This is a genomic window from Novosphingobium colocasiae (assembly GCF_014652555.1).
Classification (GTDB): Bacteria; Pseudomonadota; Alphaproteobacteria; order Sphingomonadales; family Sphingomonadaceae; genus Novosphingobium; species Novosphingobium colocasiae.
In genome coordinates, this window is the sequence record NZ_BMZA01000020.1 from 1 (window position 1) to 26,224 (window position 26,224).

The 26,224-nt window shown below is 59.3% G+C and carries 24 protein-coding genes and 2 pseudogenes; 3 read left to right on the forward strand and 23 right to left on the reverse strand.

Annotation, left to right across the window (positions count from 1 at the left end; translation table 11 throughout):
* Positions 1–228: 228 nt before the first annotated feature.
* The 8 genes and pseudogenes from IE122_RS16410 to IE122_RS16445 all read right to left on the reverse strand — a co-directional run bounded on the left by IE122_RS16410 (position 229) and on the right by IE122_RS16445 (position 7,506).
* Positions 229–1,337, reverse strand: a pseudogene (locus tag IE122_RS16410) (IS110 family RNA-guided transposase).
* A 195-nt stretch (positions 1,338–1,532) separates the two neighbouring features.
* Positions 1,533–2,417 (reverse strand): crotonase/enoyl-CoA hydratase family protein, encoded by an 885-nt coding sequence (locus IE122_RS16415; protein ID WP_189622339.1) that lies wholly within the window; start codon positions 2,415–2,417, stop codon positions 1,533–1,535.
* 42 nt (positions 2,418–2,459) lie between these two features.
* Positions 2,460–3,242 (reverse strand): SDR family NAD(P)-dependent oxidoreductase, encoded by a 783-nt coding sequence (locus IE122_RS16420; protein ID WP_189622340.1) that lies wholly within the window; start codon positions 3,240–3,242, stop codon positions 2,460–2,462.
* 21 nt (positions 3,243–3,263) lie between these two features.
* Positions 3,264–3,601 (reverse strand): annotated as a pseudogene (locus tag IE122_RS16425) (hypothetical protein); the annotation flags it as partial.
* Positions 3,602–3,865: 264 nt separating this feature from the next.
* Positions 3,866–4,360, reverse strand: a complete 495-nt coding sequence (locus tag IE122_RS16430) for a YybH family protein (RefSeq protein ID WP_189622341.1) — start codon at positions 4,358–4,360, stop codon at positions 3,866–3,868.
* A 69-nt stretch (positions 4,361–4,429) separates the two neighbouring features.
* Positions 4,430–5,488 carry a phosphotransferase family protein gene (locus IE122_RS16435; protein WP_229814317.1) on the reverse strand — a complete coding sequence of 353 codons (1,059 nt, stop codon included), beginning with the start codon at positions 5,486–5,488 and terminating at the stop codon, positions 4,430–4,432.
* A complete protein-coding gene (locus tag IE122_RS16440; protein WP_189622342.1) occupies positions 5,485–6,222 on the reverse strand; it encodes an SDR family NAD(P)-dependent oxidoreductase in 738 nt (245 codons plus the stop codon). Before IE122_RS16440 ends, IE122_RS16435 begins: the two co-directional genes overlap by 4 nt.
* A 12-nt stretch (positions 6,223–6,234) precedes the next feature.
* Entirely contained in the window at positions 6,235–7,506 is a 1,272-nt protein-coding gene (locus IE122_RS16445; RefSeq protein WP_189622343.1) for an acyl-CoA dehydrogenase family protein, read from the reverse strand.
* A gap of 317 nt (positions 7,507–7,823) precedes the next feature.
* On the opposite strand from IE122_RS16445, the gene IE122_RS16450 reads away from it, so the two are divergent.
* The 3 genes from IE122_RS16450 (at position 7,824) to IE122_RS16460 (ending at position 11,961) form a co-directional block, all read left to right on the forward strand.
* Entirely contained in the window at positions 7,824–8,294 is a 471-nt protein-coding gene (locus tag IE122_RS16450; protein ID WP_189622344.1) for a cytochrome P450 family protein, read from the forward strand.
* 131 nt (positions 8,295–8,425) lie between these two features.
* Entirely contained in the window at positions 8,426–10,747 is a 2,322-nt protein-coding gene (locus tag IE122_RS16455) for a TonB-dependent receptor (protein ID WP_189622345.1), read from the forward strand.
* A gap of 66 nt (positions 10,748–10,813) precedes the next feature.
* Positions 10,814–11,961 (forward strand): IS3 family transposase gene (locus tag IE122_RS16460; protein ID WP_189622346.1). Its coding sequence is split into 2 segments (ribosomal slippage): positions 10,814–11,072 and positions 11,072–11,961, totalling 1,149 coding nucleotides; the frame shifts between segments, so codons are not numbered across the junction.
* 43 nt (positions 11,962–12,004) lie between these two features.
* On the opposite strand, the gene IE122_RS16465 is transcribed toward IE122_RS16460, so the two are convergent.
* From IE122_RS16465 to IE122_RS16535, 15 genes are all read right to left on the reverse strand, one after another.
* Positions 12,005–12,442: a nuclear transport factor 2 family protein gene (locus IE122_RS16465; protein ID WP_308430424.1), complete on the reverse strand. Its 438-nt coding sequence runs from the start codon at positions 12,440–12,442 to the stop codon at positions 12,005–12,007.
* A gap of 15 nt (positions 12,443–12,457) precedes the next feature.
* The gene (locus IE122_RS16470; RefSeq protein WP_189622348.1) at positions 12,458–13,597 is read right to left on the reverse strand and encodes a nuclear transport factor 2 family protein; all 1,140 of its coding nucleotides are present in this window, start codon (positions 13,595–13,597) and stop codon (positions 12,458–12,460) included.
* A gap of 475 nt (positions 13,598–14,072) precedes the next feature.
* Positions 14,073–14,483 (reverse strand): EthD domain-containing protein, encoded by a 411-nt coding sequence (locus IE122_RS16475; protein WP_189622349.1) that lies wholly within the window; start codon positions 14,481–14,483, stop codon positions 14,073–14,075.
* Between the two features lie 46 nt (positions 14,484–14,529).
* On the reverse strand, positions 14,530–15,471 hold the full coding sequence (locus IE122_RS16480; RefSeq protein WP_189622350.1) for an SDR family NAD(P)-dependent oxidoreductase: 942 nt from the start codon (positions 15,469–15,471) through the stop codon (positions 14,530–14,532).
* A gap of 43 nt (positions 15,472–15,514) precedes the next feature.
* Positions 15,515–15,982 carry a nuclear transport factor 2 family protein gene (locus IE122_RS16485; protein WP_189622351.1) on the reverse strand — a complete coding sequence of 156 codons (468 nt, stop codon included), beginning with the start codon at positions 15,980–15,982 and terminating at the stop codon, positions 15,515–15,517.
* Positions 15,983–16,019: 37 nt separating this feature from the next.
* Positions 16,020–17,105: a phosphotransferase gene (locus IE122_RS16490; protein ID WP_189622352.1), complete on the reverse strand. Its 1,086-nt coding sequence runs from the start codon at positions 17,103–17,105 to the stop codon at positions 16,020–16,022.
* Entirely contained in the window at positions 17,102–18,334 is a 1,233-nt protein-coding gene (locus IE122_RS16495) for an acyl-CoA dehydrogenase family protein (RefSeq protein ID WP_189622353.1), read from the reverse strand. The genes IE122_RS16490 and IE122_RS16495 overlap by 4 nt, the downstream gene beginning before the upstream one ends.
* A 30-nt stretch (positions 18,335–18,364) precedes the next feature.
* Positions 18,365–18,937: a hypothetical protein gene (locus tag IE122_RS16500; RefSeq protein WP_189622354.1), complete on the reverse strand. Its 573-nt coding sequence runs from the start codon at positions 18,935–18,937 to the stop codon at positions 18,365–18,367.
* A gap of 61 nt (positions 18,938–18,998) precedes the next feature.
* A complete protein-coding gene (locus IE122_RS16505) occupies positions 18,999–20,198 on the reverse strand; it encodes an acyl-CoA dehydrogenase family protein (RefSeq protein ID WP_189622355.1) in 1,200 nt (399 codons plus the stop codon).
* A gap of 137 nt (positions 20,199–20,335) precedes the next feature.
* Positions 20,336–21,088 carry an SDR family NAD(P)-dependent oxidoreductase gene (locus tag IE122_RS16510; RefSeq protein WP_189622356.1) on the reverse strand — a complete coding sequence of 251 codons (753 nt, stop codon included), beginning with the start codon at positions 21,086–21,088 and terminating at the stop codon, positions 20,336–20,338.
* Positions 21,089–21,133: 45 nt separating this feature from the next.
* Positions 21,134–21,925 carry an SDR family NAD(P)-dependent oxidoreductase gene (locus IE122_RS16515; protein ID WP_189622357.1) on the reverse strand — a complete coding sequence of 264 codons (792 nt, stop codon included), beginning with the start codon at positions 21,923–21,925 and terminating at the stop codon, positions 21,134–21,136.
* Positions 21,926–21,942: 17 nt separating this feature from the next.
* Positions 21,943–22,371, reverse strand: a complete 429-nt coding sequence (locus IE122_RS16520) for a nuclear transport factor 2 family protein (RefSeq protein ID WP_189622358.1) — start codon at positions 22,369–22,371, stop codon at positions 21,943–21,945.
* A 30-nt stretch (positions 22,372–22,401) separates the two neighbouring features.
* The gene (locus IE122_RS16525; protein WP_189622359.1) at positions 22,402–23,256 is read right to left on the reverse strand and encodes a fumarylacetoacetate hydrolase family protein; all 855 of its coding nucleotides are present in this window, start codon (positions 23,254–23,256) and stop codon (positions 22,402–22,404) included.
* A gap of 34 nt (positions 23,257–23,290) precedes the next feature.
* On the reverse strand, positions 23,291–25,309 hold the full coding sequence (locus IE122_RS16530) for an oxidoreductase (protein ID WP_189622360.1): 2,019 nt from the start codon (positions 25,307–25,309) through the stop codon (positions 23,291–23,293).
* A gap of 111 nt (positions 25,310–25,420) precedes the next feature.
* Positions 25,421–26,002, reverse strand: a complete 582-nt coding sequence (locus IE122_RS16535; protein WP_189622361.1) for a VOC family protein — start codon at positions 26,000–26,002, stop codon at positions 25,421–25,423.
* Positions 26,003–26,224: the final 222 nt, after the last annotated feature.

The window sequence follows — 26,224 nt, forward strand, 5'->3', positions numbered from 1 at the left end:
GCGAGCAGCCGCTGATCGCCGAGGCCGCCTAACTGGCGGCCTTCGGGCCACGCTTACGAGACGTCGGTGATCAAGCTCTGATGCGCGGGTTGGCTACCGCATTCCCGATTATGCGTCCGGGGCTGATCCTATCTTACAGCGGGCGTCGGCGATGCCGGCCACAAAGCGTCTGACGGATGTTCCCCTGCCGTGGTCCCACCTCCGCCTGTGCGCGGGAGCTGGTGATCGTCAGGCGGGCTGGACCTCCCGGGCGACCGCCCACATGAAGCCAGCGAGCTCGCGGGCGATCGCGGCGCACACGACCGTGGTCTTCTTGCCGTTGGCGCTAAGTGACCGGTAGCGCGCGGTCAGGCGGCTCTGGGCTTTCCAAGCGATCTCACGCACCTTGGGCGTGGTCTGTTCAAGGCGATAAAGCTTCGCCTTGCCCACGCGGGGCGGGTGCCGATAGGTCCAAGCGCTCTCCACGAGCATATGGCGGACCCGCCCGTTACCGGCCTTGGTAATCCCGCCGCGACGGACTGAGTCGCCGGTCGATCGCTCGCTGGGTACCAAGCCGAGATATCCCATCAGCTGGCGCGGGCTGTCGAACCGGCGGATGTCGCCGATCTCAGTCGCAAAGGTCACGGCGACAATAAGCTCGACGCCGCGCAGGGCCTGGAGGGCCTGAACGACGGACGCCAAGGACCAGCTCGGCAGATATTCCTTGATCGCCGCCTCGATGCGCACGATCCGTTCCCTGGACGTTCGGACCGCATCAACCAACTCCTGAAGCGCAATCTGATGGGCCGGGTGGTCGAAGCGTTGCTCCTGCAGCCAGCGCAAGTGACGTGCGCCCCATGCCGTTTTGCGCGGGAAGATGCGTCCGTGCTTGAGCATGAACGCGCCGACCTGCTGGCGGTGGACGCGCTGGGTTTCGACCGCTGCAGCGCGAGCGCGAACTAGGTCGCGCATCGCTTCATGCACCTCATCGGGCACCCATACGGACGTCAACTCGCCCGCGCGAAGCAGCTTGGCCAAGCCGATCGCATCGCGCCTATTGGTCTTCACTCTGTCACCAGGCTTCCTCGGGATCAACGATGGTGCGACGACATCGCATGGATGCCCCATGGCCGTGATCAGGCGATAAAGGCCGTACCCAGTGGGCCCGGCTTCATAAAAAAATGGGCTCGCCCGTGCTTGTCGACAATCCTCTGCACCACTCGCCGCATCGCATCCGGCGCAGCGTCAACCTCACCGAAAAACCGAACTTCGCCTTCACGTTCGCAATCAGCAATCGCGATCGCATTCCGTGACTTTGCAACATCGATCCCGACAAAAACCTCTGTATGATGGCCCACGGCTCGTCCTCCTGCGATGAGGATCGGCTCGGCCAGTCCGAGTAACCCTCGGAAACGTAGTGTAGGGCGAGCCACCTCACGTGCCGAGGCGGACATACGGTCTTACGTCACGTCCATCGGGCTGCGCGAAGGAGCGCAGGCTCGTGATCAGTGAGTCTTGATATCCGTCGCCCTGCAGACAGACAGCGTTAAAAATCAGGAATAGCTGTGCTCATCCCACCAGGGAAAGAAATCGGGCATATCGCACGACGGTCGTTCGGCGAAGTTGGGCGACCGCTTCTCCAAAAAAGCTGCGATGCCCTCGCGCGCGTCGGCGGATTGGCTTCGCGTCACGATCGCTCGGCTGTCGATGCGATGCGCCTCCATCGGATCGACAGCGCCCATCATACGCCACATAAGCTGCCGCGTCAGCGCAATGGACACAGGAGCGGCGCTATCGATGATTTCCCGCGCAAGCGATCGCGCTGCGGAGATGAGGTCATCAGGCGCATGCAGAGATCGTAACAGTCCCCCGGCATAGGCGTCTTGCGCCGGCATGACCCGACCAGAATAGCACCATTCTAGCGCCGTAGAAATCCCCACGATACGAGGGAGGAACCAGGACGACGCTGCCTCCGGCACGATGCCGAGCTTTGCGAAAACGAACCCGAAACGCGCGCCAGTACTAGCGATGCGAATATCCATCGGCAATTGCATCGTGGCCCCGATGCCGACCGCTGCGCCGTTGACGGCGGCAATGACCGGCTTGAGACACCTGAAGATTCGGAGGGCTATAATCCCTCCCCAATCGCGAACCGACTCGTCTGAATAGTCGCTGCGTCCATCGGCGCCTTTGGTTACCCGAGCGGCGGTAAAACTGTCATCGCCTACCGACAGATCGGCGCCGGCGCAAAAGGCCCTCCCCGAGCCAGTGACGATGATAGCCTTCACGCCGTCATCAGCGTCTGCCAAGTCGAAGGCGCGGACAAGCTCTTTCGCCATTATAAGATTCAGAGCGTTCAACGCTTCGGGGCGGTTCAAGGTAATTGTTAGGATTTCGTCCTCGACCGCATAGATTAGATTCTTGAAGTCGGCGATCATCAAACTCTCCCATTTAAACGGAAATGGCGCAGCGCGCCGGTATCAGCGAGGCGCCATCCGGATACCGCCATCCAGCCGGACATCTTCGCCGTTGAAATAGTCGTTCTCGATCATAGCCAGGGCAAGCGCCGCATATTCGTCGGGGCGACCGAGACGCTTCGGGAACGGCACCATGGCGGATAACGCATCAACGACCTTGTCTCCCGCCGTCATCATCAGCGGCGTTGAGAATATCCCCGGCAGGATCGTGTTGATCCTGATTCCCTCGCTCATAAGATCGCGTGCTACCGGCAGAGTCATACCGACGATCGCCGCTTTTGACGCCGTATAGGCCGCCTGCCCGACCTGACCATCTTCGGCGGCAACCGACGCCGTGTTGATGATGACGCCGCGATGCCCCTCCTCGAGCGGATCGAGTGCCGCCATCCCGACTGCTGACTTAACGACACTTCGGAACGTGCCGATCAGGTTGACCTGAATGACCCGCTCGAACAGATCGAGCGGGAAGTGCGACAGAGCGCCAGTGTCCCGAGCGCGGCTAACCGTCTTAGCGGGTCCGCCGATACCGGCGCAGTTAACTAATATGCGCTCTTGGCCGTGCGCTTTTCGGGCTTTGCGGAAGGCCGCGTCGACCTGCTCGTCCGACGCTACGTTCACCGCGCAAAATGTGCCCGAAATTTCAGCTGCGAACGCCTCTCCTTCCTCGACGTTGAGGTCGAAGATCGCGACCTTGACCCCTTTTTCGGCAAGGGCTGCCGCCGTCGCGCGACCGAGCCCTGATGCCCCACCGGTTACAACGGCGGCGACAGAACTATTCAGCTTCATGACATATCTCCCAGTATCACGTTAGAGCGCTTCGACAGTCTTAACATTCACCACACCGCCAACTTCGCACATCGCCTGCAATCCGTAGCGAATACCTCGAGCGCACAGCCCGTGAATTAGCATAGCCATTAGCTTCTCATCCGAGGCGCCGGGCACGTAGCCAAGCGCGATCGCGCCGCTACAGATATTCAAACGGTCAGGATCGTCGTTGAGCGCTTCGACCACGCCAGCGGCACAGGTGCGAGAGTTTCGCCCACGTCATAGAGATAGATGTTCTCAATCCTCATGCCGGCACGCTTCAGCGCACGCTTGGTCGCAAACAACGGCTCCTCGAGCATGACGATTGGGTTGCCGGCCGTCCGACGCGGTACTCCGTTCCATCCGCTTAGCTCAATTTGTTCAAATTTCGCGACAGCACCGAGCGCAAGCGTCCCACAGGGGTAAAGCCTCATCAAAAACTGGCGCACAAACGCCCGTCATATTTTTGACAATATGTCAGCGGCGCATTCCCTGATATGGGCATCGTGGTAAGCCAAACAACCGGCAAATACGCGCGGGCCGGACACAGCCCGCGTGAATTGGTTGGCAAATCATCGCCTGAGGCCGTCGGAGCGCAGCCGTGTCTAGACTGAACCCACGCCGTAAGCCGTACGGTCATTCAGGTTGATGGGAAACGAGAGATGCTCGTGGACGATCCGCCATTTTCCGTCGATCTTCCGCATCCCGTCGGTTACGCGAAAACGGAATACATAGGGGTTGCCTTCCGGATCCTTGCCCCCGCGGTGGACCTGAATCATCGAAACGAAGCCGACATCTCCACTCGCGTAGGCCTGCATTTCCTCAAAATTGAGGCTGAAACCGTCCGCCTGGAATTGCGGCCCCATGGCCATCCAGTGTTTGAGAAAATCCTCGCCGGCCTGTTCGAACTTCGGGCCCATCACATCGAAAAAGCGGACATGCCCCTCATGATTATAATACGCTTCCAGGCCTGCATTCATCTGCTGGGTAGTGTTGTAGATATGCTCGAGATCAAGCTCGGCCGCGATAAGCTCCTCTGCCGCTTTCGATGTCGCCAAATGGCCTTTGAACTCGTGAAAAGCTTGATCGATCGTTGTCATAACACCCTCCTCTTCCATATCCTTATGCATCAACTTGCCAGTAGCGGCATGGCACGATGCAGCGGTCCATCATCCGATAACTGGCCATCTCATCCACGCCCGCGCGCGGTTGAGCAACCTGACCGCAGATGCGTGGCAGTCGTCCCCCGTTTTGCGCGGCGCCGCCCCATCACAGGCCCGCACAAACGTTCCTTCTAAAATGATTGCCAGCTTGAAACAGCCGAGTATGGCATACCAGTTGATCGCCTCCGTGTTTCGGTCCGAGCGCTCCTTATAACGCTCGACGAGCGCGTGCCGTGATGGAAAGCCATTCCATGGCTCGACCGACACCAGCCCAATCCGCCCGTCGACATCTGGCCAGGTCGCAAGCAGCCAGCCCAGATCCAGCAAAGGATCGCCAATCGTCACCAATTCCCAGTCGATGATCGCGGCGAGTTCCGGTCCGTCGTCGCGAAACATGACATTCGCAAAATGATAGTCGCCGTGCATGATGCCCGCGACGAACCCATCGGGCCTATGCGTCTCCAGCCATGTCGCTATCTCGTCGACATGAGGTAGAGCGGCCCTGCCTGGCCAAGCGTCGACAGAGGCGTATCCTTCCAACTGTCGCAACCAGCGTGGTACCTGCCTCTGGAGAAAACCGTCCGGCCGGCCTAGGTCGCCAAGGCCGCGCTCAACATGGTCGATGCGTTCGAGCGCGGTGAGACCATCGACCAGGGAAAGCCCCATCTGATGGCGGATATTGGCATTCGAGGCATGGAGGTTGGGCAAGCCAACAGTCGCATTGAAGCCCTCCACCGCTTCCATCAAATAGAATACCGCGCCAAGCACATCCTGGTCCGGACAGACGGCGATCAGCTCCGGATGGGGCACATCGGTCCCGCGCAAGGCGGAAAGCAAACGCGCTTCGCGCAGCATCGTATCATTGCTATTTGCGCGCAAATAGCTCGGAGGTCGGCGGAGCACGAATGTCCGCCCGCCTTTCCGAAAGCGCTGGATCATATTCTGAGTGCCGCCTGCAAGCGGCACGATGTCGACGATCGGGCCCCGGTCGAGCCCTTCGGCATCCATCCACGCCGAAAGCCGATCATAATCAACTGATGTCGAGATGACGGCGGTTTTTGTCACAGGGTCAACCCACCGTCGACCACGATTGTCTGGCCATATATGTAGCCTGCCATCGGTGAGGCAAGAAAGAGCGCGACGCCCCCCATATCCTCCGCGACGCCGAAGCGACCGCACGGGATAGTCTCCAAGAACTTCGCAGCGCGAGTCGGATGCTCGGTCGTGACTTTCGTCAGCTTGGTGATAGTCATACCCGGCGCGATGCCGTTTACCCTGACACCCGACGGCGCCCATGCCTCTCCCAGCGTCCGCGTTAACCCGACCGCGCCGGCCTTGGATGCGTTATAGGCCGGATTGCCCTTCGTCGAATGGAAGGCAGCGGTTGAACTGACGATCAACAGCGAGCCCTTCGCGTCCTCCAGCAAAGGGAAAAACTTGACGGCGCAATCCATTAGGCTGGTTAGGTTGACCTCGAGGACATTCCGGAAGTTGGCGATCTTGAACTCTTCCCGATTATACATCACCAGACCTTGGCTGAGGACCAGAACGTCGAGACGAGCGAGCTCCGGCACGAATCTCTCGACTGCAGTCGGATCGAGTACGTCGAGCTGATGGTAGCGCAAGCCTTCAAGACTATGATCATCGTCTCCAGAATAGTCCGCCGCGCTGCCGCGGGTTCCGCAGACGTGAACCTCCGCACCTTGGCCCAGAAATGCCCTCGCTATACCGTTTCCAATTCCACTGGCGCCGCCGACGACCAGCACGGTCTTACCGCTGAAATCGAGTTTGTCGAACATGTCCGATATCCCCTAGTCTATCAGATCGCGGTATAGCGCCGCCGCATGGTCTTCCCGGGTTTGGCGCAAATAGCTTGGGAAAAGCGTGGTCGATGGGGTGACGCCCTTGAGGACCTCCCTTGCGATTGTCACTTTGTGCACCTCGGTCGGCCCATCGGCAAGGCCGACATGGTAAGAGTTGATGATCGCCGCCGAGAAGGGCATCTGCGTCGAGAGCCCTAGAGAACCATGCAAATAAAGGGCACGCTGGGCAATGTCGTGGAGTATGCTGGGCATGATCGCTTTGACCGCCGCTACGTTCGTCCGGATCGCTTTCCAATCCTTGCCGGTGTCGGCTAGCCAAGCGGTCTCGAGTACTAGCAACCGGAACTGGCGTAGCTGGACCCAGCTGTCCGCGATCTTCTCCTGCACCATCTGCTTGCTTGCCAGCAGCTCGCCCTTGGTCTCGCGCGATACAACCCGTTCGCACATCATTTCCAGCAGCTTTGTCGCTTCCGCCACCACGCGCATGGCATGATGCAAGCGTCCGCCGCCGAGCCGAGCCTGCGCAACCGCGAACGCCTCGCCGCGCCTGCCTAACATGCTGCTGCGCGGAACACGCACGTTTGTCAGGCCGATATGGCCATGCGACTCTTCGGCCTCGCCATGAAAGCTGTAGTTGCGGATGATCTCGATGCCAGGGGTGTCCGCCGGTACCAAAAAGAGCGACATCCTTTTATGCGGCGGCGCTTCTGGGTCGGTTACCGCCATGAAAATATAAAAGGCCGCGAAGCGAGCGTTTGATGCGAACCATTTCTCACCGTTCAGCACCCAAATATCGCCATCTTCGACGGCCGACGTGGTGAAAACCATCGGGTCCGCGCCCCCTTGAGGCTCGGTCATGGAAAAACAGGAGACGATCTCATTCGCGAGCAGCGGCTTGAGGAATTTCTCCTTCTGTTCTTCCGTTCCGAAATGCGCGAGGATTTCGGAATTACCGGTGTCGGGCGCCTGCGCGCCGAACACGATCGGCCCGAAGCGCGACCGAGCAAATCGCTCGTTCATCAACGCAAGCTTGACCTGTCCAAAACCGCGCCCTCCCAAAGCGGGTCCGAGATGGCACGCCCACAGCCCGCGTTCCTTGACCCTCGCCTGCAGCGGCCGTATCAACCGCTGGAATGCAGGTGCGTGAATGTTCCACTGACTGCCAAGGATATAATCGAGCGGTTCGACTTCGGCCCTTACGAATTCATCGATCCAATCGAGCTCGCGTTGAAACTCCGGCTCTGTTTCGAAACTCCACAAAACGTCTCTCCTGCCCCGTCTAACGCAGCGGGCACCACGGCTCCTGCTCCGTTTCCATCCGCTGTTGGCACTTCCGTTTCCCCTCTCCGACGGCCTTGGTCAAATACAAAGTTTGATTGGAATCGATAGTATAGTCCTATAGATCGTCGATAATCCCATATTCTTCGTTGCACGCTGGCACCGCGTAAAAGTTTGTGGACTGACACTCCGTCAGACGATAGCTATGTAGAAAGACAAAGGTCGAAAGCGGCAGCGGAAGACTGCGAAACTAGGCGACGCCGACTGTTTGCCAGTGAGGCTTTTAAGTGCACGCTATCGTGGCCGAACCGAGCCTTGACGTGGATTTCGGCGACGAGGATTTCCTGCGCCGCCCGTGGCAGCCACTGAGCACACTCTCGGACATCGCGCTATTTTGCTGGAGCGGCCGCGAGCGCACCTGGATTGTTAAGCGCCAAGCCGACGTAAGGCCCGGCAATGCCGACAAGCTCCTCTCGTCCGCCCGGTTAAACCATGACGAGCTGCTCGCGGTTTGCCAGGCCGTTATAGCCCGTGGCACCGGCACGACCGCCGCACATGCTTGGGATTTGCGGCGCACGAGAGAGTCACTCACCTTCGGTTCCGGATTTCATAACTGCATCGGCAATATCCTTGCCAAGACGAAATTTGAAAAAGCGACGGTACAAATTTTTGCCGCCATCGATGTCAAAATTCTCGTCGATCAACCTGATTTATTATCGAGATACAATTCCCGCGGCTTCGAAAGCTTACCGGTTCGCTTTACGCTATAAGCCGTATCGGAGAGGCAAGATAATTTTCGAAAATTTTTTCTCTGACAGCTACGAAGCACGGTCAAATTCATCATTGTCAAATATTTGAGATAGCACGGCAAAAATTCGTGTGATCAAAGGGGGAGAAATACGTGCAGAGCTTTCAAGCATACTGGCATCTTATCTCGGCGTCGCTCGCTTCGGCGGCGGCCATGCCCGCGCTCGCGCAAGTGCCCAGCGGCACGAGTGCGATTGAACCTGCGGCTGCAGAGAGCACCGGAGAAGCCCGCCTGGACGAAATAGTCGTGACCGCCCAGCGCCGCGAGGAGCGCTTGCAGGACGTCCCGGTGTCGGTCAGCGTAGTCTCACCGATGGCATTACGGACGGCTGGCGTGGCGGATTTAGTTCAAATTGCCAAGGCGTCACCGTCGGTCACGATCAATCAGGGCAACGGTCCGTTGCTCACTTTCATCCGCGGTATCGGCAATACCACTAGCGCGGCCGGCAACGAGGCTAGCGCGGCAGTCTATATCGACGGCGTATACGTAGCGCGGCCAGTCTCGGACATGTTCTCTTTAACGAACATCGAGCGTGTAGAAGTTTTGAAAGGCCCGCAGGGGACTCTTTTCGGTCGGAACTCGTCCGGCGGTCTTATCAACATCGTAACCCGCAGCCCCACAGCCAAGCCTACCGCTGAAGTATCTCTCGGCTATTCGAACTACCAGACTATCGATACGTCGGTCTATCTGTCGGGCGGCATCGCAAATGGTATCGCTGCCGATTTCGCCGCCTTCTATCACAAGCAGCGTGATGGCTGGGGCACGAACGTCACGCTCAACCGTGACACCGGGTTCGGCCGGCGCTACGGTGTGCGGTCGAAGATCGTCGCCGAAGTGAGCGACAACACGAAGATAACGCTTTCGGTCGACTATCTTCGGTCGCGCACGAATATTCCGTTCGGAAATCCCGTCCGCGGCACAACTCAAGGCAACCCAGCGGGATTGCCCCCAACCATCTACGCGCCCCTGTCCTTCTATGACATTCAGCAGACCCAGGACAATGTTTACACGAATAAGACATATTCGGCGACGATTAGACTTGACCAAGAGCTGGGCTTTGCCCGCTTCGCGAGCATTTCATCATATAGACGCACGAAGAGCTATTATAGCTATGATGCAGACTATATCCCGATTCCCGATTTCGTTGTCCAGCTCGACAACCGTGCACGGCAGTTTACACAAGAGCTCCAGCTCCTTTCCAACCCGGAATCAAAAATAAACTGGGTTACAGGGCTATATTATTTCCGAGCGACCGATGGCTATTATCCGACATCGTTCCAGGGCGGGCGGTTTGGCGGCCCCGGCGTAAACGTCAATCTTTTCGGCGTTGATAAGATGAAGTCTTATTCGGCCTACGGTCAGGCCACCTTCCCGCTCGCCGGAAAGTTCAACGCGACTTTGGGAGCGCGCTACACGATCGATAAGCCGTCGACCTTCGGCTATCAACAGGTCACGGGCGTAGGGCCTAATCCCGAGCGGCCGTCGGTGGGGGGCAGCCCGATACTCGTTCAGGGTCCCAACGTTAGCGGCAAGACAACCTTCAAGAAGCTGACATGGCGCGGCGCGCTCGAATATAAGGTGAATGACGATGTCATGGTGTTCGCGTCTGTCAGCCGGGGCTACAAGGCAGGCGTTTATGAGACGATCCCAGTCAGCGGCACGGCAATTGATCCCGAGACGGTGGAAGCTTACGAGATCGGCCTCAAAAGCGAGTTGTTCGATCGTCGCCTGCGCTTGAACGGCGCGGTGTTCTGGAACGACATCAAAGACCCGCAGGTCTCGTTCGTCCGTGCCACGTTCATCTCGCTTGCCAACGCCAAGTCCGCGCGGTCGCGTGGTGCTGAGTTGGAAGCCGAATTCGCGGCAACCAGCCAGCTGCGTCTGCAGGTTAGCGCGACTTACCTGGACGCGCGCTTCCGTACGTTCGAAAATGCACCGTTCGTCGTGCAAAACACGCAACTGGTCACAGGCCCGTCGGGACTGCCAACGGTCCCGGGCTGCACCGCGCCAGCAACCCTCAACACGGATCCCGCCAACGGCGGCAATGTGGATATCTGCGCGGGTAGTGCGAGCGGCAATCGCATGCCGCGCGCGCCGAAATTCGCGGGCGTGGCCAACTTCAGCTACGACATTCCGCTCGGCGAAGGCCAACTCACACTCAGCGGGAATGCGAATTATAACGGAGGCTATTATTGGGAACCGGACAACCTGCTGAAGCAGCGCGACTATATCCTGATCGATGCGTCGATCGCTTACCATTTCCCCAACAGCGACACTCAGATCCGTATCTGGGGCGCAAACCTGACGAAGACGCATTACTACACAGAAGTCTATGAACAAGCAGGACCCGACGGCTATCCCAGCATCCCTGGGGCGCCGCGCACATACGGCGTTGCGGTTGATCTCAAATTCTAGGACTGTGGCCTGCTGCCGGTTTGGTGGACACCGAGATAAGGTGTTTTCATCGACCGGAGAGCATCAATGCAGAGAAGGAAGTTCAGCCGCGAGTTCAAGCTCGAGGCGGTAAGATTGGTCCGCGAGCGCGGGGTGAGTGTGGCGCAGGCGTCGCGCGATCTCGACATCCACCAGAATGTGCTGCGCAAATGGGTCCGGGAGTTCACGGCTGACCCCCGAGACGCCTTTCCCGGCCATGGCCAGATGAAGCCCGAGCAGTTGGAGATAGAGCGGCTGCGCCGCGAAGTGGCCAAGCTGAAAGCGGAACGGGACATCCTAAAAAAAGCCGCCGCCTACTTCGCGAAGGACTCGATATGAAGTTCGCCTTCATCGCGAAAAACCGGGGGATCTGGGCGGTGGCATGGCTTTGCGAGGCGCTCGGTGTTTCGCGCAGTGGCTTTCATGCCTGGCTCACCCGTGCGCCGTCGCGACGTGCCCGCGAGGATGACGAGATCGGCGCGAAGGTCAGGGCCAGTCACATCGGTAGCTATCGCACATATGGCGCTCGCCGTGTGTGGCACGACCTTCTGGCCGATGGCGTGTCCTGCGGCCTGCATCGGGTCGAGCGCCTGATGCGCGTACAGGGCCTGCGGGCGCGGCCACGCCGCCGTGGGCTGCCGAAGGACCATGGCGACCGCTCGGTCATCGCCGGCAATGTGCTCGACCGCCAGTTCACGGCCGACAGGCCCAACCAGAAATGGGTGGCGGATTTCACCTATATCTGGACTGCGGAAGGGTGGCTGTACGTTGCCGCCGTCATCGACCTGTTCTCGCGTAGAGTGGTGGGCTGGTCGATGAGCAGCTCGATGACGGCCCAGCTCGTCACCGATGCGCTCATCATGGCGATCTGGCGGCGCGGGAAACCCGACGCCCTGCTTCACCATCCGGACCAGGGCAGTCAGTACACCAGTGAGCAGTTCCAGCGGCTCATGACCGACAACGGCGTCACCTGTTCGATGAGCAGGTCCGGCAATGTCTGGGATAACGCCGCCATGGCAAGCTTCTTCTCCTCGCTCAAGACCGAGCGGATCGGGAAGAAGGTCTACCGAACGAGGGCTCAGGCGAAGGCAGACGTGTTCGATTACATCGAATGCTTCTACAACCCGACCCGCCGGCACTCGACCCTGGGTTACCTCAGCCCCATCGACTTCGAAATGGAAGCTGGTGTAGCCTGAATAAGCCTATCTCGGTGTCCGCCAAACCGGCAGCAGGCCACTATTAACGCACCTGCTCTCGTCCGGGCCCGGTTTGATCGAGGCGGAGGCGTCGCTCAGCTATCAGCCAAGCGCCGTCCTCGCGAACCAGCTTGTCTTCGCACAGACCGGTTGCAAAATTGACAGGATGGGTGCCGATGACGGTTGCAACAATCAAGCTGCGGACTGACAGCTGGGTTGCGTCGCCCTCAACGATCGGACTGTTCATCCAGAGATGCGCGAAGCCGCCGATGCGTTCGCGCCTATGATCCGCATAGGTGGCCATCGACCGCTTCCCGCGGTACACCCTCTCCTCCCCCTTGCTGTCTACCATGCTAAGGACTGCGTCCGCCGTGAAATAGGAGAGCCAAGTCGATGTGTCGCTCTGCTCTAGCGCCAAATTCGCCCGCGCGACGAGCATGCACGCGACCGGGTAGGATAAAGGGTGGGGCATAGATATCATCTTTCAACCGGCGGTTTAGAAGGTCGAAAGAGCCAGCCGGCTCTCCAAATCGGCACGGTCAGCGCGCGGAATTTCCGTACTCCCCACGCGTTCCTCGAAGAGCCATTGCCCTCCGACCTTCCTGAGACGGTCTCGATAAAACACCGTTACCAGCGGTGTGCCCGTGTCGCGGCCTCCCGCCGTGCGGGTCATCGCTGGGACATAAGCGGTGGCGCGATCTCCGGATAAGGTGACGACCGGGACGCTGTTCCAGTGCCGCTCGCGTTCCGGCGATTTTCCTATATTGGCAGCCTCCGCAAAGGCGAGCAATGCTGCACGACCTTGATAGCGCGTCGGCATGGCGGTCGCGTGCCACGAGACTGATTCGTAAAGATGGTCCACACCCTCGACCCGGAACACACCGTCTTCAGTGAAAAGCGACGCCCACCACCTGGCATCGCACCCGTCCCAAGCAAGATTGTAGGCTGCTTGAGTTTGCTGGATCAACTCATAGTCAATTGCCTGATCAGCATTGCAGTCACCCTGCGCATCCGGCCATTCCAGTGGTGGGATGAGCACCCCCCCAAGCATGTTCGCGGCAATTGCCTGGCGCACCCATTCGGGATCGGCAACCGCCTCATCCGCCACAATCCGACGTTCGGAGAGCCGCCAACCATCATCCCGCAGTCGAAGACGATCTTGTATCGACGCCGTGAAGGCCGCGACCCCGGCGTTGCCGCACGGCTGCATGAGCAGCGCCGCGGCCCGGACGGTCGCCGAGGGACCCGCGAATCTGATCAAAGGCGTGTTAATCCAGGCCCGCACAGGTCCGGACTGCCATCCTTCACCACGAAACCAAGCCCGCAGCTCGGCATGCCCCGTTATCCGGCAAAGCGGAGCAGCCCCCTCGATGACGAGCCGGCCATTGGGATCGAAGCAGCCTAGAAAGCCGTCCACATCGCCATATGAGATGGCATGATTCCACCTTGCTAGTACTTCCCTTATCGCTTGATAGCTGGAAGCACTAGCCAGTTCGTGCGTCTCGATGAAGGTCGTGCTGGGCAGCGTCATGATATCCCCCGTGCGTTTCCCAATTCGTATAGCGTCGCCGCTATCGGCGGCAATCTTAGCATCGGTGATGAAATCATTTTCCGCTTCGGCGACGAATGACCCCAATGCTGTGACCTCCTCCGGCGCGCCATAGGCTGCGACAGTGCCATGATGCTGTGCACTTAATCGACGTAGGGCCCCATGTCGGTGCTGACCGGCCCAAGCGCGATGGAGATCTACCGTGGTCCGCGTGACGGCAGTTCGCGCACAAGCCCGGTAGCGCGGGCTTGGTCATCGTGTATCCGCCTTCCTCGCGCATGACGCGGATCCCTTCGCGCGTGGCGTTGAACGCTCAGCGAACATTGACAGCTCGGCGCAGATTCAATCTATGGGGCGCTTGTTTGCGGCACGCGGTCACGAGATCAGGCTAATGGCACCGGAGCACGTGGGCCCCGTATTTCAAAGCCCAAAGGAACGACGATCGTAACGCCGTCCGCCGCAGTGGAACCCACTGCGGCGCCAGATGGTTCGGATCGTTGAGATTGATGTCGAGCTCGAGTGCGGCTGTCGTCATGGCTCAGACAATTTGTGCTCGAATAGATCAACTGGCCATAAGTCGATTCGTTGCCTCGCCTAATTGCTCACAGGCTGTCTCCTCCTCGCAAATCGTCACATGGATCGAAGCGCGATCGAGGAAGCGCGCCTCGTCTTCCTCAAAGATTTTGCGGATTTCTGGATCGCCCATGATCTCGAAGGTCCGCAAAAGGGCTTCGGCATCTTCAAACCAGATTTCAGTCAATACATCGAAACTACGTCCGTGCTCCGGCGTGTTCGGGTCACTGTACATTCCCACGATTTCGGCCAGGTCGGGGCGGGGATAGCTTCGCCGATAGTCCATAATGTTGTGGGCGAAATACTTTACGAGCAGTCGGTGCGTCGTCTCGTAATAGAATCTGAACTCGTCTCGAGTGACCCCGTCGCGTCGTTTCATTGTAGAGACTAATTTGATCACGTTATCTCTCCATCACTGGGCCGTACTATTAGGCGGCCTCGCCATTCTATAAATTAAGATCGCGGGATAGCGTGCCTTCCGCCCAGGCCCACAGCTGAGCCGCCGCCTCGAAATCCAATGCATGCGCCATCACGCCGTAGCCATAGTCATTCCCCATCGGGAAATCGATCAGGGGCGCCACGCTGCAGTCTTCGAGATAGCGTGTGGGTTGGCCCGCGAGCCTGGGCTCCACCGCCGCCCATATGACGGTCGCAGCCCCTTGTGCCGCCGTCTTGGGTTGGATCCCCGCCTGCATCGTTGCGATAGAGAGGCGGTCCTCATCGCTCAGATGGCGCATGATGTCAGTTTGAACCAACCCGGGGTGAACTGCGTGCACCGTAATTCCATATTGAGCCAGCTGGCTGCCGAGATGTACGGCCAACAGGACGCATCCCGTCTTGGACTGCGCATAGGCGATTAACCGGTCGTAGAGCCGGTGCCTGAAACTTATGTCGTCAAAGACGACCGGGGTGAACTGATGCGCACTCGATGTCAGACAGACGATCCGCGCCGCGCTCGCCGCACGCAGCGCTGGCACGAGCAGGGCTGTCAGTAATGCGTGGCCGAGCACGTTGGTCGCGAAATGCCGCTCTACGCCCAGCTCATTAAATGACTGCGGGCACGCCGCGACACCTGCGTTGGCGACGAGGAACGAAACGGGGCGTTCGCGTCCGAGCACGGCTTGTGCGAAATGTTCCACCGAGGCGGGGCTTTCCAGATCCAGCGGCAAGCCTTCGACGATCGCTCCCGGCACGGCAGCGCCAATCTCCGCCTCAGCTTGACGAAGGTCGGCGGCGCGGCGTCCGCCCAAGACGACCTCCGCGCCTGCCGCCGCCAGTGCCAGCGCTGCCTGGCGACCGATCCCGCCCGAACCGGTCACGACGGCAAGCATGCCCTTCAGGTTATGGCCGGCGATGGCCTGCAGTGCCGTGGAGCGACCATTCAGCACGCTTGCCTCTGCATTGTAGTGGCACCCTCTCCTTTCGCAGTTCTCACGGGCGCCACAGTGTCGGCTGCCCCTCGCGAGTCGTCATGTCAATCGGGAAGGACAGGTGCTCGTGAACGATCTTCCATTCGCCATCGCGTTTGCGCAGCCCGTCTGTGGCGCGCAGTGCCATCTCGAATTCCTGCCCGTCTCTGGTCCGGCCCTTATAATATTGGATCATCGACACGAAGCCGACGTCGCCGCAGGCATGCGGCTGGAGGGACAAGAACTGGATCTTGCCCACGAACATCGGCGCGATCTTGTACCAATGCGCAACGAAATGATCGGACGGGATCTCAAGTCCGCCATAATGTCCACCCTCATGCGGCATTACGTCGAAAAATCGCATCTTGATTGTGTCAAAATATTTGAGCGCATCGCCGGGGTCCTCATTGAAGGCACCGTTGACACTATTCTCGAGCTTCCGCTCCAGATCGACGATCTCCTGCTCAAGCGGAGAAAATTGCTCACTCATCCCGTCTCTCCCAATTCCTGCGTCAGAGTTCAGATTTTTACCAAGCCTTATCTCCCGTCAACGCGGCGAGGCCATAAGCCGCGATTTGCGGCGCGGCGTTCCGCTCGCCGCCCAGATGACCCGTTCCAATTCCGTCGCGCCCGCGACGGAAAACGCCTTGGGCGATAGAGGCGAGACGGAACAACGCGAACGCCACGTAGAAATTCCAGTTGTCGATCCTCCCACGCCCGGTGAGCCGACAATAGGCCGCCACAAACTCCTCTTCCTTCGGAATGCCGGAGGCAGCGAAGTCGACGCCGTGGAGCGTTCCGAACCACTGAATATCAGCGTGATAGCCAATGCACGCATAGGCAAGGTCCGCAAGCGGATTGCCGAGCGTCGCGAGTTCCCAATCCAGCAAGGCGATCGGTCGCGGTTCGGTTGGGTGAAACATGATATTCTCGAGCCGAAAGTCACCATGCGCAACCACGGTCACGTCGTCGATCGGCGCCAAGGCGGGTAGTGTGGCGATCAGCTCCTCCATCGCGGGAATGTATGCCGTCTGGGCGTCCCGGTACTGTTTGGTCCAGCGCGCCAGCTGGCGCGCGAAATAGTTCCCCTGACGACCGAAATCGCCCAGCCCTGCCTTGCCAAAATCGACGAGGTGAAGCTGAGCCATGACCGCGACGAGACCGTCGTAGACTGCCGTTCGCTCCGCCGCTTCCATGCCCGGCAGGCGCGGATCGTGAAAGATCCTACCTTCAAGGAAATCCATGATATAGAATGACGTGCCGATGACCTCCGGATCCTCACAGAGGAGCCTAGCAACGGGAACAGGCACGTTGGTCCCTCGGAGCGCCGCCATCGCGCGAAACTCTCGCTCGATCTGGTGCGCAGAGGCAAGCAGCGGTCCCGGCGGCTTCTTCCGCAGCACATAGCGCCGTACTGCTGCGCCGTCGTCTTCGGTCAGCAGGTATGTCGGATTGGAAGCGCCGCCCTTCAGGCGCCTGATGGTCAGCGCTCCGTGAAATCCGTCGAGATTGGCAATCAGATAGGCTTCAAGCTTTGGACCATCGATCCGATGGATGTCGCCGTCCCCTGAGGCGAACTCGACTGCCGCAATGTCTGCGTCTCGCGATATCATGCCTCAGTACCGTGCCGCCTGAATTCCATCCGCGCGATTGCACGTTGATGCACTTCGTCCGGACCATCAGCAAGCCGCAGCGCGCGTATCCACGCATAAGAGCGCGCGAGGCCAAAGTCTTGACATACACCCCCGCCACCATGCGCTTGGATCGCCTCGTCGATCACCTTCAGGGCGAGGCGAGGGACGGCCACCTTGATCATGGCGATGTCGAGCAGCGCTTGTTTGTTTCCGACCTTGTCCATCCGGTCGGCGGCGTTCAGCGTCAGTAAGCGAGCCATCTGGATGTCGATCCGCGCATCCGCGATCCGCGCCTCCCACACCGAATGATCGGCGATACGCTTACCAAAAGCATGCCGCGAAAGCAGCCGCTTGGCCATCTTCTCCAGAGCGACCTCCGCCGCACCGATCGTCCGCATGCAATGGTGAATACGGCCAGGCCCAAGGCGACCCTGCGCAATCTCGAAGCCGCGGCCCGGCCCAAGGATGACGTTCTCCGCGGGTACGCGGACATTGTCCAGCACCACTTCGGCATGCCCGTGCGGAGCGTCGTCCCAACCGAACACATTCAGCATACGCAGCGGCTTGATGCCCGGCGTATCGAGCGGCACCAGAACCATCGATTGCTGAGAATGGGTCGCAGCGGAGGTATCCGTCTTCCCCATTACGATGGCCACCTTGCACCGTGGGTCGCCTAGCCCGCTCGACCACCATTTACGACCATTGATCACCCACTCGCTACCGTCACGCACGATCGACGTCTCAATATTGGTCGCGTCGGAGCTCGCCACGTTAGGTTCAGTCATGAGAAAAGCCGACCGCAGTTCACCCGCCATCAACGGCGCCAGCCATTTTTTCTTCTGCGCGGCGGTACCATAGCGGATCAGGACTTCCATGTTGCCCGTATCCGGCGCCGAGCAATTGAATATCTCAGGCGCCCACTCAACCCTCCCGGTCAACTCCGCGAGCGGCGCATATTCGAGATTGGTAAGCCCAGGGCCACGATAATCGTCGCTCTCATGCTCCGAAGGGGGCAGAAACATATTCCATAAGCCGGCCGCCTTCGCGCGCACCTTGAGCTCCTCGACGATCGGCGGAATCTGCCAGCGATCACCCGATGTTTCCACCTGCCGCTCATAGGTTGCGAGATTGGGATAAACATGATCGTCCATGAACCGCGTCAGGCGATCGAGCCACTCCCGCTGCTTGGCCGAATATGAAAAATCCATGCAAAAGTCCCTTTTTACGCTACGGCGTATTCAATTGCTTCCAGCACGCGACACCGCAAAAAAAGCCCGGGCAATATTGAGAGATCGGCCGGTTGGCATCTCGGGTGCGCAAGCGTATTCCGGCGTTACCGCCTCAGGCCAATGCGTGGCATCGCCTTCAGTCGCGCCGAAAAGCTGCAACCCCACCATTGTGGTGGGTCGGTTGTTTGAATTGACGAGGAGAGCGCCTATCTCCCACCGCCAATAGCACATCCTGTCGACAGCGTGGGCACGCGGCCATACGCATGAAATCATTTTGCCCGTATCAAAGGCGAACTGAACCAGTTTCCTGTGGCAGGGAACCTTGGCCGATTCGCCGACTATAGCCACATCGGGATGCTCGGCTAACGATTGGGTGTCGTTGACGGCGTGCGGCCCGCCAAATTGCTCGGTGGGCACGCGGGCCGAACTCTCAGTCTGCGTACCCACCGCAACAGGATCAAAGTCGCGATCAACCGTTAAAGCCGGCACGTGCGAAGCGTTGGCCCAGCGCTGTTCTAAATCGGCGCCAATTATTTCGACACGAATTGGCTGAGCCGCCATGATCAGATTACACTCGCGCATCCGTCGACCGGTAATGCGACAGCTCAACCGTTTGCATCGCCGGCTCAGTCCTTCCGCTAATTTACACGTGGTCGGGGCCGACCACGTTTGGCTCGACATTCAGGATCTGCTTGCCGAATACTTCATAGCCCAACTTGGTGTTGAAAATTATGTGGCGCATGCCGATGCTGAAATCGCGCCAATAACGCTGCGACGTCGTCTTGAGCGAGAAAGCTGAGGAGCCAGCGAGATCCATCAAATCATCGACCGTCTGCACCAGCAATTCGGCCGCGACAGCACATTCGCCCCGGCAGACGGCACGCTCCGAATAGGTCAGGGTCCTGCCCTCACTAGCAACCTGATCATTGTGCCGGTTGTGTTTGTCAACAATCGAGCGCGCTACACCAAGCTTCGCTGCGGCCTCGCCGACCCCCGCCTGCCAAACGCTGGAATCGCCACGCTGAGCGTAGGTCGAGTAAATCATCGGCCGGTCCTTAATTTCGATGACCGACTCCAAAAGGCCTTCGACTGTCCCGAGCAAAACCCCTAGCGCCTTGGCACGCAAGAGCGGAAAACCTACCCAATAGTCGGATGCCTCTCGCACGTATTTCGATTCGTCGAGCGCCACACCGACCGAACTGGAAGTAATCTCACAAAATTGATCGGCACCCACTTCGATGTCGAGCGCGACCACCGTGTCCGAACCGGTTCCCTTCATGCCGGTCACGCGCCAGGTCTGCTCGATCTCCACCTTATCCATTGGCAGCAGGACCATGTTCATCTGACCGTTCTCGCCGGCCGCCGGCACCATTGCCCATTTCGCGTGGTGCGAGGCCGAGCCATATGCCCATTTGCCATTTACAACATATTTGCCGTCGCGTTGTTCGATTGTGCCTGCGCCGTTGCTCGGTCCGCAAATCCGCGGGACGCCATCAGCGAAGATGACTTCCTGCATCGAAGGCGCCATCGTCGAGGCGATCCAGACGCAAGAATTGATGATCGAGACAACCCATGCGGTCGACGGGCAGCCTTTCGCAAGCTCGCGCGAAACGTTCGCCATAGCTTCCGACGGGATGCACAGCCCGCCCCAACGACGCGGAGCCGACATGCGGAACAATCCTGCTTCATCGAGCGCGGCGATAACTTCGGGCTTGAGTTCGCCCAGTTCTTCATGTGCCGAGGCATTTTTGGCGAGGAGCGGTCGCAATGCCCGAGCGCGCTCGAGCACTACGGGGACCATCTCGTATTGAAAACCGGTTTCTGAAGGATCTTGCAACGCCACGTTTCTATCCTCTCAAATGGCCGCCGATGGGCTTGCCTCTCCATGCCACGCCTTGACCCACCATAGGTGGACTGCGAGGCGACGGAACGATATGGCCATATTCTGACTGATTGTCAATTTATAGACACGGCGTCTCATCAACGCGTTAGGAGTCCGCCATCGATCGCAAGCTCAGCCCCCGTGACATTGATCGCCAGATCCGAGCAAAGATACAGCGAACCGTAAGCAATGTCCTCTGGCGTCGCCATTCGACCGAGTGGCATCGTCGAAAGCGCTGCATCGAGGACCTCCCGCGTCGCATCTTTGAGCATCCCGGTTTTTACGGGCCCGGGATAGATGCTGTTCACCCGTACCCCAAAGCGGCCGTTCTCATTGGCCGCTGTCTGGCTCATCAACTTCACAGCTGCTTTGCTCGCTGAATAAGCGATCTGCTCGGGATACACGCGGACCGCAGCGGCCGACGCCATATTCAGGATTGCTCCGTTGCCCGATGCACGCAACGCTGGGAGAGCGCTTTTCATGCCAAGCAGCACGCCAAGCTGATTGACCGTGGCCATCCGCAGGAAACCTTCGGGGCTTTCGTCATCGATCGAAGCCATACGGTAAATGCCGGCGGTGTTGAGCAATGTCGTGAGGCCACCAAAAGCATCCATCGCCGTCGCCACGGCTGAAACCCAGCTCCGCTCGGAAGAGACATCGAGATGAACGTAGAGGGCGGAGCCGCCAGCTTTGCGAATGTCCGCGGCGACCTGCTCTCCGGCCACATCGTCGATGTCACCGATCACTACCTTCGCGCCTTCGCTGGCGAACAGTTCCGCCTGCGCGCGCGCGATGCCGTTCGATCCGCCTGAAACGAGGGCCGTTTTTCCCGCCATCAACAATCGGTTCATAAAATATCCTGCTAAAGCCCGCCGGGTTGTTCTTCCAGCGAGACGTTAATTACGCTTTACATCGGGCAGCGTACCCAAGTGCATGCCCGCATCCGATATCAAGGTTATCCCGGTAATGTGTTCGCTACCTTCGTCGGCCAGGAAGATGATCGCCTTGGCTATATCCTCCGGCGTTCCTGCGCGACGCAGAGGGGTCAAGCGCTCCTGATCCTCGATCAACTCTTGCAACCCTGCTTCACCTAGCGGGTCGCTGAACCACCGCGTCGCCATGAAGCCAGGGCAGACCGCGTTGACGCGAATCTCGGGACCGAGCGACCGGGCAAAAAATAGCGTCATGGTGTTGAGAGCGCCCTTCGAGCATGCATAAGCCATCGAAGTGCCAATCCCTATCAGGCCGCCCAAGGAGGAGACATTGACCACCGCGCCGAAGCCGTTGCTGCGGAAATGCGGCGCGGACGCACGGATCATCTGATAAGCGCCGACTACATTGATTCGGTAGATATCCAGAAAATCGTCCGCGCTTAGCGCATCGAGATCGTTGGGCGCCGCGAACTTCGTGCGACCCGCATTGTTAATCAGCACATCGAGCCGACCCCATTTCTCGACGGCTGTCTGCACGAGATTGCGACAGGCGGCATCGTCGCCCACATCGGCGGCGACCGTGATCGCCTCAGCGCCGCGCTCGCGACAGAGTTGGGCAGTTGCCTCCGCCTCGTCTGCGCTGCGCGAGTAATTGATCACGACGCGAGCGCCGCGCTCCGCGAGGCCTATGCAGACCGCAGCACCGAGGCCGGTGCCGCCCCCGGTGACGATGGCAACCTTATCCTTCATTGTCATCTGAAAATGCTCCGCCTTCAAACCAATGACTTATGGATCATGGCGGGCACACCAACTCGAGATGCTATCCGCCACCCGTCATCGGTCTTCGCAAAGGTGTCACGGTATTCCGCAACCGCCGCAGGCGATTCGAACGATGGCAGCCCGGTTTCGACCCCAGCGGCCTGAAACATCATGAAATAGGTGACCGCCTCTGCCCGATCGTCCGAGATCGACGTGAACATCGGCGCTGTGCAGACATGCCGTGTTTCTATTTCCGTCGTGCGCGCCGACATCGATGCAAACAGTTCTTCGCGGCTGCGAACCGAAAGACCGGGCCGCTGGAAGCTGCCATCTTCTGTGAATAAATCGGCCAGTTCACGGTACATACGACGATCGACATAATATGCGAACGCCGTGATCAGCGCCGCGCAGGCTGCCTTCTCTTCGAAATGCTGGCTCCCCACTCTTTCCTCCAATCTTGTCGCGCCGAGCCGCTATGCGGCGGGCTCGGCGATAACGACATTCTCGATATGACCGAGCTTTTCGATCTCAACCCGCACGCGGTCGCCTGGCACGAGCCATTGGGGCGGAGCCATCACGGCCCCGACACCACTTGGCGTGCCGGTGTAAATCACGTCGCCAGGTTCCAACGTCATCGCCTGGCTCAGATGCTCGATCTGCGCAAAGCAGTCGAAAATGAGATGGCTGGTGTTGGAATGCTGGCGCTCTTCACCGTTCACCAGACACCGTATGTCGAGCGCACTTACGTCGACTTCGTCGGCGGTGACAATGTAGGGGCCGAACGGGGCGTGCGTGTCGAATGACTTGCCGATCGCAAACTGCCCGCTGCGATGCTGCCAATCGCGAACGCTGACGTCATTACCCACGCAAAAACCGAAAATGACCGACTCCGCCTGCTCCCGCGAGACGTGCCGACACCTCTTGCCTATGATCATTACCATCTCGGCTTCGTAATCGAGCGCCATCGAAGCGAGTGGCCGTTCGATCGGCGCATAGGGACCCGTCACCGCGGTGACGGCCTTGGTGAACCATATCTGGTGCTCGGGCGGCTTCAGGCCGGCTTCGGCCGCATGATCCGCATAATTGAGCCCGATGCCCATGATCTTTCCAGGGCGCGGCACCGGTGCGAGCATAGTCACATCCGCGATCGCGTAATCGGCCGCGCGCGGAAGCGCGGAGACAGCCTCCTTCAGATCGGACCAGCGCTCGATCAGCTCGATCATCTCGGCCGGCGCGCCGGCGATGCGATCGGTGATGGACGTGATGTATTCAGCTTCTACCACACCCAGGCGAACGCCCTCGCGCGCCTCGAACCGCGCAATCTTCATAAGCTCTTCCTTATTATTCCGTCGGTCTTGGCTATTACACTGTCACGATTGCCGGCTTCACTACCGGCTCAAGAAAGCGCCCCGCCATATGGCCTTCGCGGATTGCGGCCTGCAAATCCCTCGGCGACAGCGCGTCGCCAGCGAGCTGGAGTGAAAAGGAGGGCGCGGCATTGCGAGACAGCAGGCTCTTGTGCACATCAGTAACCGAGCGGTTGTTCGAGACGAGCACGACCGTATCGGCCGGGATCGTCACAATCTGCCGGCCTTCAAGATATCCGTAGGTGCAGTTACCCTGGCAAATCTCGACCAGCTTGCCTCGCACCACCAACGTGAAGTCACCCTCGCGCAGCCGCCTCAGCGCCGGTGCGTTCCGGGCAGTTGGCTCCATCTTAGGTGCGAACATCGAATGGCGCGTTATGAACGTTACCGACAGTCCCGCCTTGATCAGATACTCCGCGACTGCGACAGCCTCGTAATGTCCCACATCATCATAAACCACCGCCGTCGCGCCCAGCTTCTCGCGCGGCAGATCGAAAATCTCATACGATGAATAAACATTCGATTCCGACGTGCCGCGCGTCGGCTCACCGGGAATGTCCGCAGACCACCCGTCCATTCTTGGCTGCGAGCCGGTCGCGATAATGACCGCATCGGGCTCCTCGGCAAGAATTTCTTCGCGTTCGGCGTAAGTCGAGAGCCGAACGTCGACACCAAGCGAATAGACCTCCCGCTCCAGCCACAAGGTGATATCGCCGATCGGACGCAGATTGGGGGCGCGCTTGGCATGATTGATCGCGCCGCCCAATCTGTCCGACGCCTCGAACAACACCACGTCATGACCTGAGATTGCGGCAAGCCGCGCAGCTTCAAGCCCAGCTGGCCCGCCACCGACGACCACGACCTTCAGCGGTTCTGCCACGGGAACAATCAGATCCTCGGATAAATGCGCTTCGCGCCCGGCCGCCGGGTTGACCGTGCAGGCAAGCCCCGATCCTGATGTCGCACCAGCGACACAAGCTTGGTTGCAGCCAATGCAGGGGCGAACCTCATCGGCCTTGCCAGCGACGGATTTGGAGAAGACGTTGGGATCCGCGATCATGGCTCGGACGATCGCAACCATGTCCGCAACGTCATCGCGGATCAGCTGATCCGCCTCCTCGAGCGTCTGGAAGCGCCCAGCGACCATTCGAACCACATTACGAAAATCGTTGGCAGCCGAGACAATAGGCCCCGATGAAGGCAGCATGCAGCCCATTGGCGCATCCATCGCTGGCACCATTGACGCAAGATCATGATACGATCCCATCGAACCGTTAATGAAATCGATCAGATGCTCTTGCGCCAGCGATCGCACGATCTCCTCACAGTCATTGACAGAAAGGCCGTTGGTGGCGTGGCTATCGGACAGACGTATTCCGACTACAAAATCGTCGCCGCACGCCGCCCGCACCGCGCGCAACACTTCACGTCCGAAGCGCAAGCGGTTCTCGAGCGGTCCACCATATCGATCAGTGCGGATATTGGTCGTCGGCGAAAGGAATTGATGGATCAGATAGGAATGGCCGAAATGGACTTCCACTCCGTCCAGCCCTCCATCGCGCATCCGCCGCGCCGCGGATCCGAAGGCCGCCACCAATTCTTCGATGTCATCCTCATTCATCTCCCGCGGCACCGGCCCCCAAGGGCTGGCCAAATCCGAGGCTGAGATTGCAGGCGAACCGTTGATGTGCGGCCAGTGCATCCCGCCATGCGCCGCTTGGGCGAATACCTTGCATCCATGGCGGTGCAGCGCGTCGGAGATCGCCTTGAAGCGAGGGATAATTGCGTCGTCCCACGCATGTATCGCCGGCAAGGAACCGGCCGAAGGATGGACGACCGTATAGTCGAGCGTGATCAACCCCACTCCCGACTTCGCCCGTGCCTCATGATAGGCGATGTCTGCATCGTCGATCGTGCCACGCCCGAGATAGGTTCCATGCGCCGAACGAAAGATACGGTTCTTCACCTCGAGCCGATTGAACATCACAGGTTCGAGAACGCGCGAATAACCCATGCCTGGACCTCCCCCTAACGACCTTTTCTCGCAAGCGCGAAAGTGCAATGATGTCTGATGCGGATGCAGACTGCGCGCCGCGCTACTTCCGGAGTGCGCCCGGGCTACCCCTCAAGCTATCGCCGGAACCGGACCGGCGGGGCGGGTAAGAAGCTGCAAATGGTCTTCGCCCGCTTCCACGCGCGCTGCTAACTCGTCGGGGTCAAAAAAGACGCCGATCGGATTCTCGGTAAACTCCTTGCTATCAAAGAAGGCGCGTGCACCGCCGGGGAACGCTATATTGTCGACCTGAAGCTCGACCATGACACCGTCCGGATCGGTGTAATAGAGCGATGTAGTAGGGCCATGGTTGATCGAGTAGGTCGGCGTCATTCCAGCGCTCTTGAGCCGCTTATACGCCGCGACAAGATCGTTGAGGTCCGGCATCGAGAAAGCAACGTGATCGACGCCAGCCACATTCTTGGCAAAATCGGCGAGATCGGGCTGACCAATGATAGCAATTCGGTGGTGTTCGTCGTCCCAGGTGAGGAAGGTCAGGCCATCCCGACTATACACCACATCAGCATCAAAGAACGCCTTGTACCATGAAACTGACTCCGCAAATCGGGAAGTCCGCACCACGAAATGCGCGATATATTTCGGAAGGCCTTGGCGACTGCCGCCTTTGGCAGTCGGGGAATCTAGCTCACTCATTTATCGCCTTTCTCCACTCGCCGGGCATGCGCTGGCACGCATTTTCCCACAGCGACTCCTCATCTGCAGCATTAAGCTGACATCTTGTCAAGGATGACACGGGCCGTCAGGTTTGTCCAGTGGCGAGTTGGCCTTTGAAGAATCTTCGTCCCCCTAGCCCGGGTTATTCACGAGCCCGCCGCTCTGGTGTGTCCCGAGCTCGATCGGTGTTTGGCGGCGTGA

Excerpts from the sequence above, each read along its gene's own strand:
- IE122_RS16415 (WP_189622339.1), bottom strand. The coding sequence starts at position 2,417 with ATGATCGCCGACTTCAAGAATCTAATCTATGCGGTCGAGGACGAAATC.
- IE122_RS16420 (WP_189622340.1), bottom strand. The coding sequence starts at position 3,242 with ATGAAGCTGAATAGTTCTGTCGCCGCCGTTGTAACCGGTGGGGCATCA.
- IE122_RS16430 (WP_189622341.1), bottom strand. The coding sequence starts at position 4,360 with ATGACAACGATCGATCAAGCTTTTCACGAGTTCAAAGGCCATTTGGCG.
- IE122_RS16440 (WP_189622342.1), bottom strand. The coding sequence starts at position 6,222 with ATGTTCGACAAACTCGATTTCAGCGGTAAGACCGTGCTGGTCGTCGGC.
- IE122_RS16465 (WP_308430424.1), bottom strand. The coding sequence starts at position 12,442 with ATGATATCTATGCCCCACCCTTTATCCTACCCGGTCGCGTGCATGCTC.
- IE122_RS16485 (WP_189622351.1), bottom strand. The coding sequence starts at position 15,982 with ATGAGTGAGCAATTTTCTCCGCTTGAGCAGGAGATCGTCGATCTGGAG.
- IE122_RS16490 (WP_189622352.1), bottom strand. The coding sequence starts at position 17,105 with ATGATATCGCGAGACGCAGACATTGCGGCAGTCGAGTTCGCCTCAGGG.
- IE122_RS16495 (WP_189622353.1), bottom strand. The coding sequence starts at position 18,334 with ATGGATTTTTCATATTCGGCCAAGCAGCGGGAGTGGCTCGATCGCCTG.
- IE122_RS16500 (WP_189622354.1), bottom strand. The coding sequence starts at position 18,937 with ATGCGCGAGTGTAATCTGATCATGGCGGCTCAGCCAATTCGTGTCGAA.
- IE122_RS16510 (WP_189622356.1), bottom strand. The coding sequence starts at position 21,088 with ATGAACCGATTGTTGATGGCGGGAAAAACGGCCCTCGTTTCAGGCGGA.
- IE122_RS16515 (WP_189622357.1), bottom strand. The coding sequence starts at position 21,925 with ATGACAATGAAGGATAAGGTTGCCATCGTCACCGGGGGCGGCACCGGC.
- IE122_RS16525 (WP_189622359.1), bottom strand. The coding sequence starts at position 23,256 with ATGAAGATTGCGCGGTTCGAGGCGCGCGAGGGCGTTCGCCTGGGTGTG.
- IE122_RS16530 (WP_189622360.1), bottom strand. The coding sequence starts at position 25,309 with ATGGGTTATTCGCGCGTTCTCGAACCTGTGATGTTCAATCGGCTCGAG.
- IE122_RS16535 (WP_189622361.1), bottom strand. The coding sequence starts at position 26,002 with ATGAGTGAGCTAGATTCCCCGACTGCCAAAGGCGGCAGTCGCCAAGGC.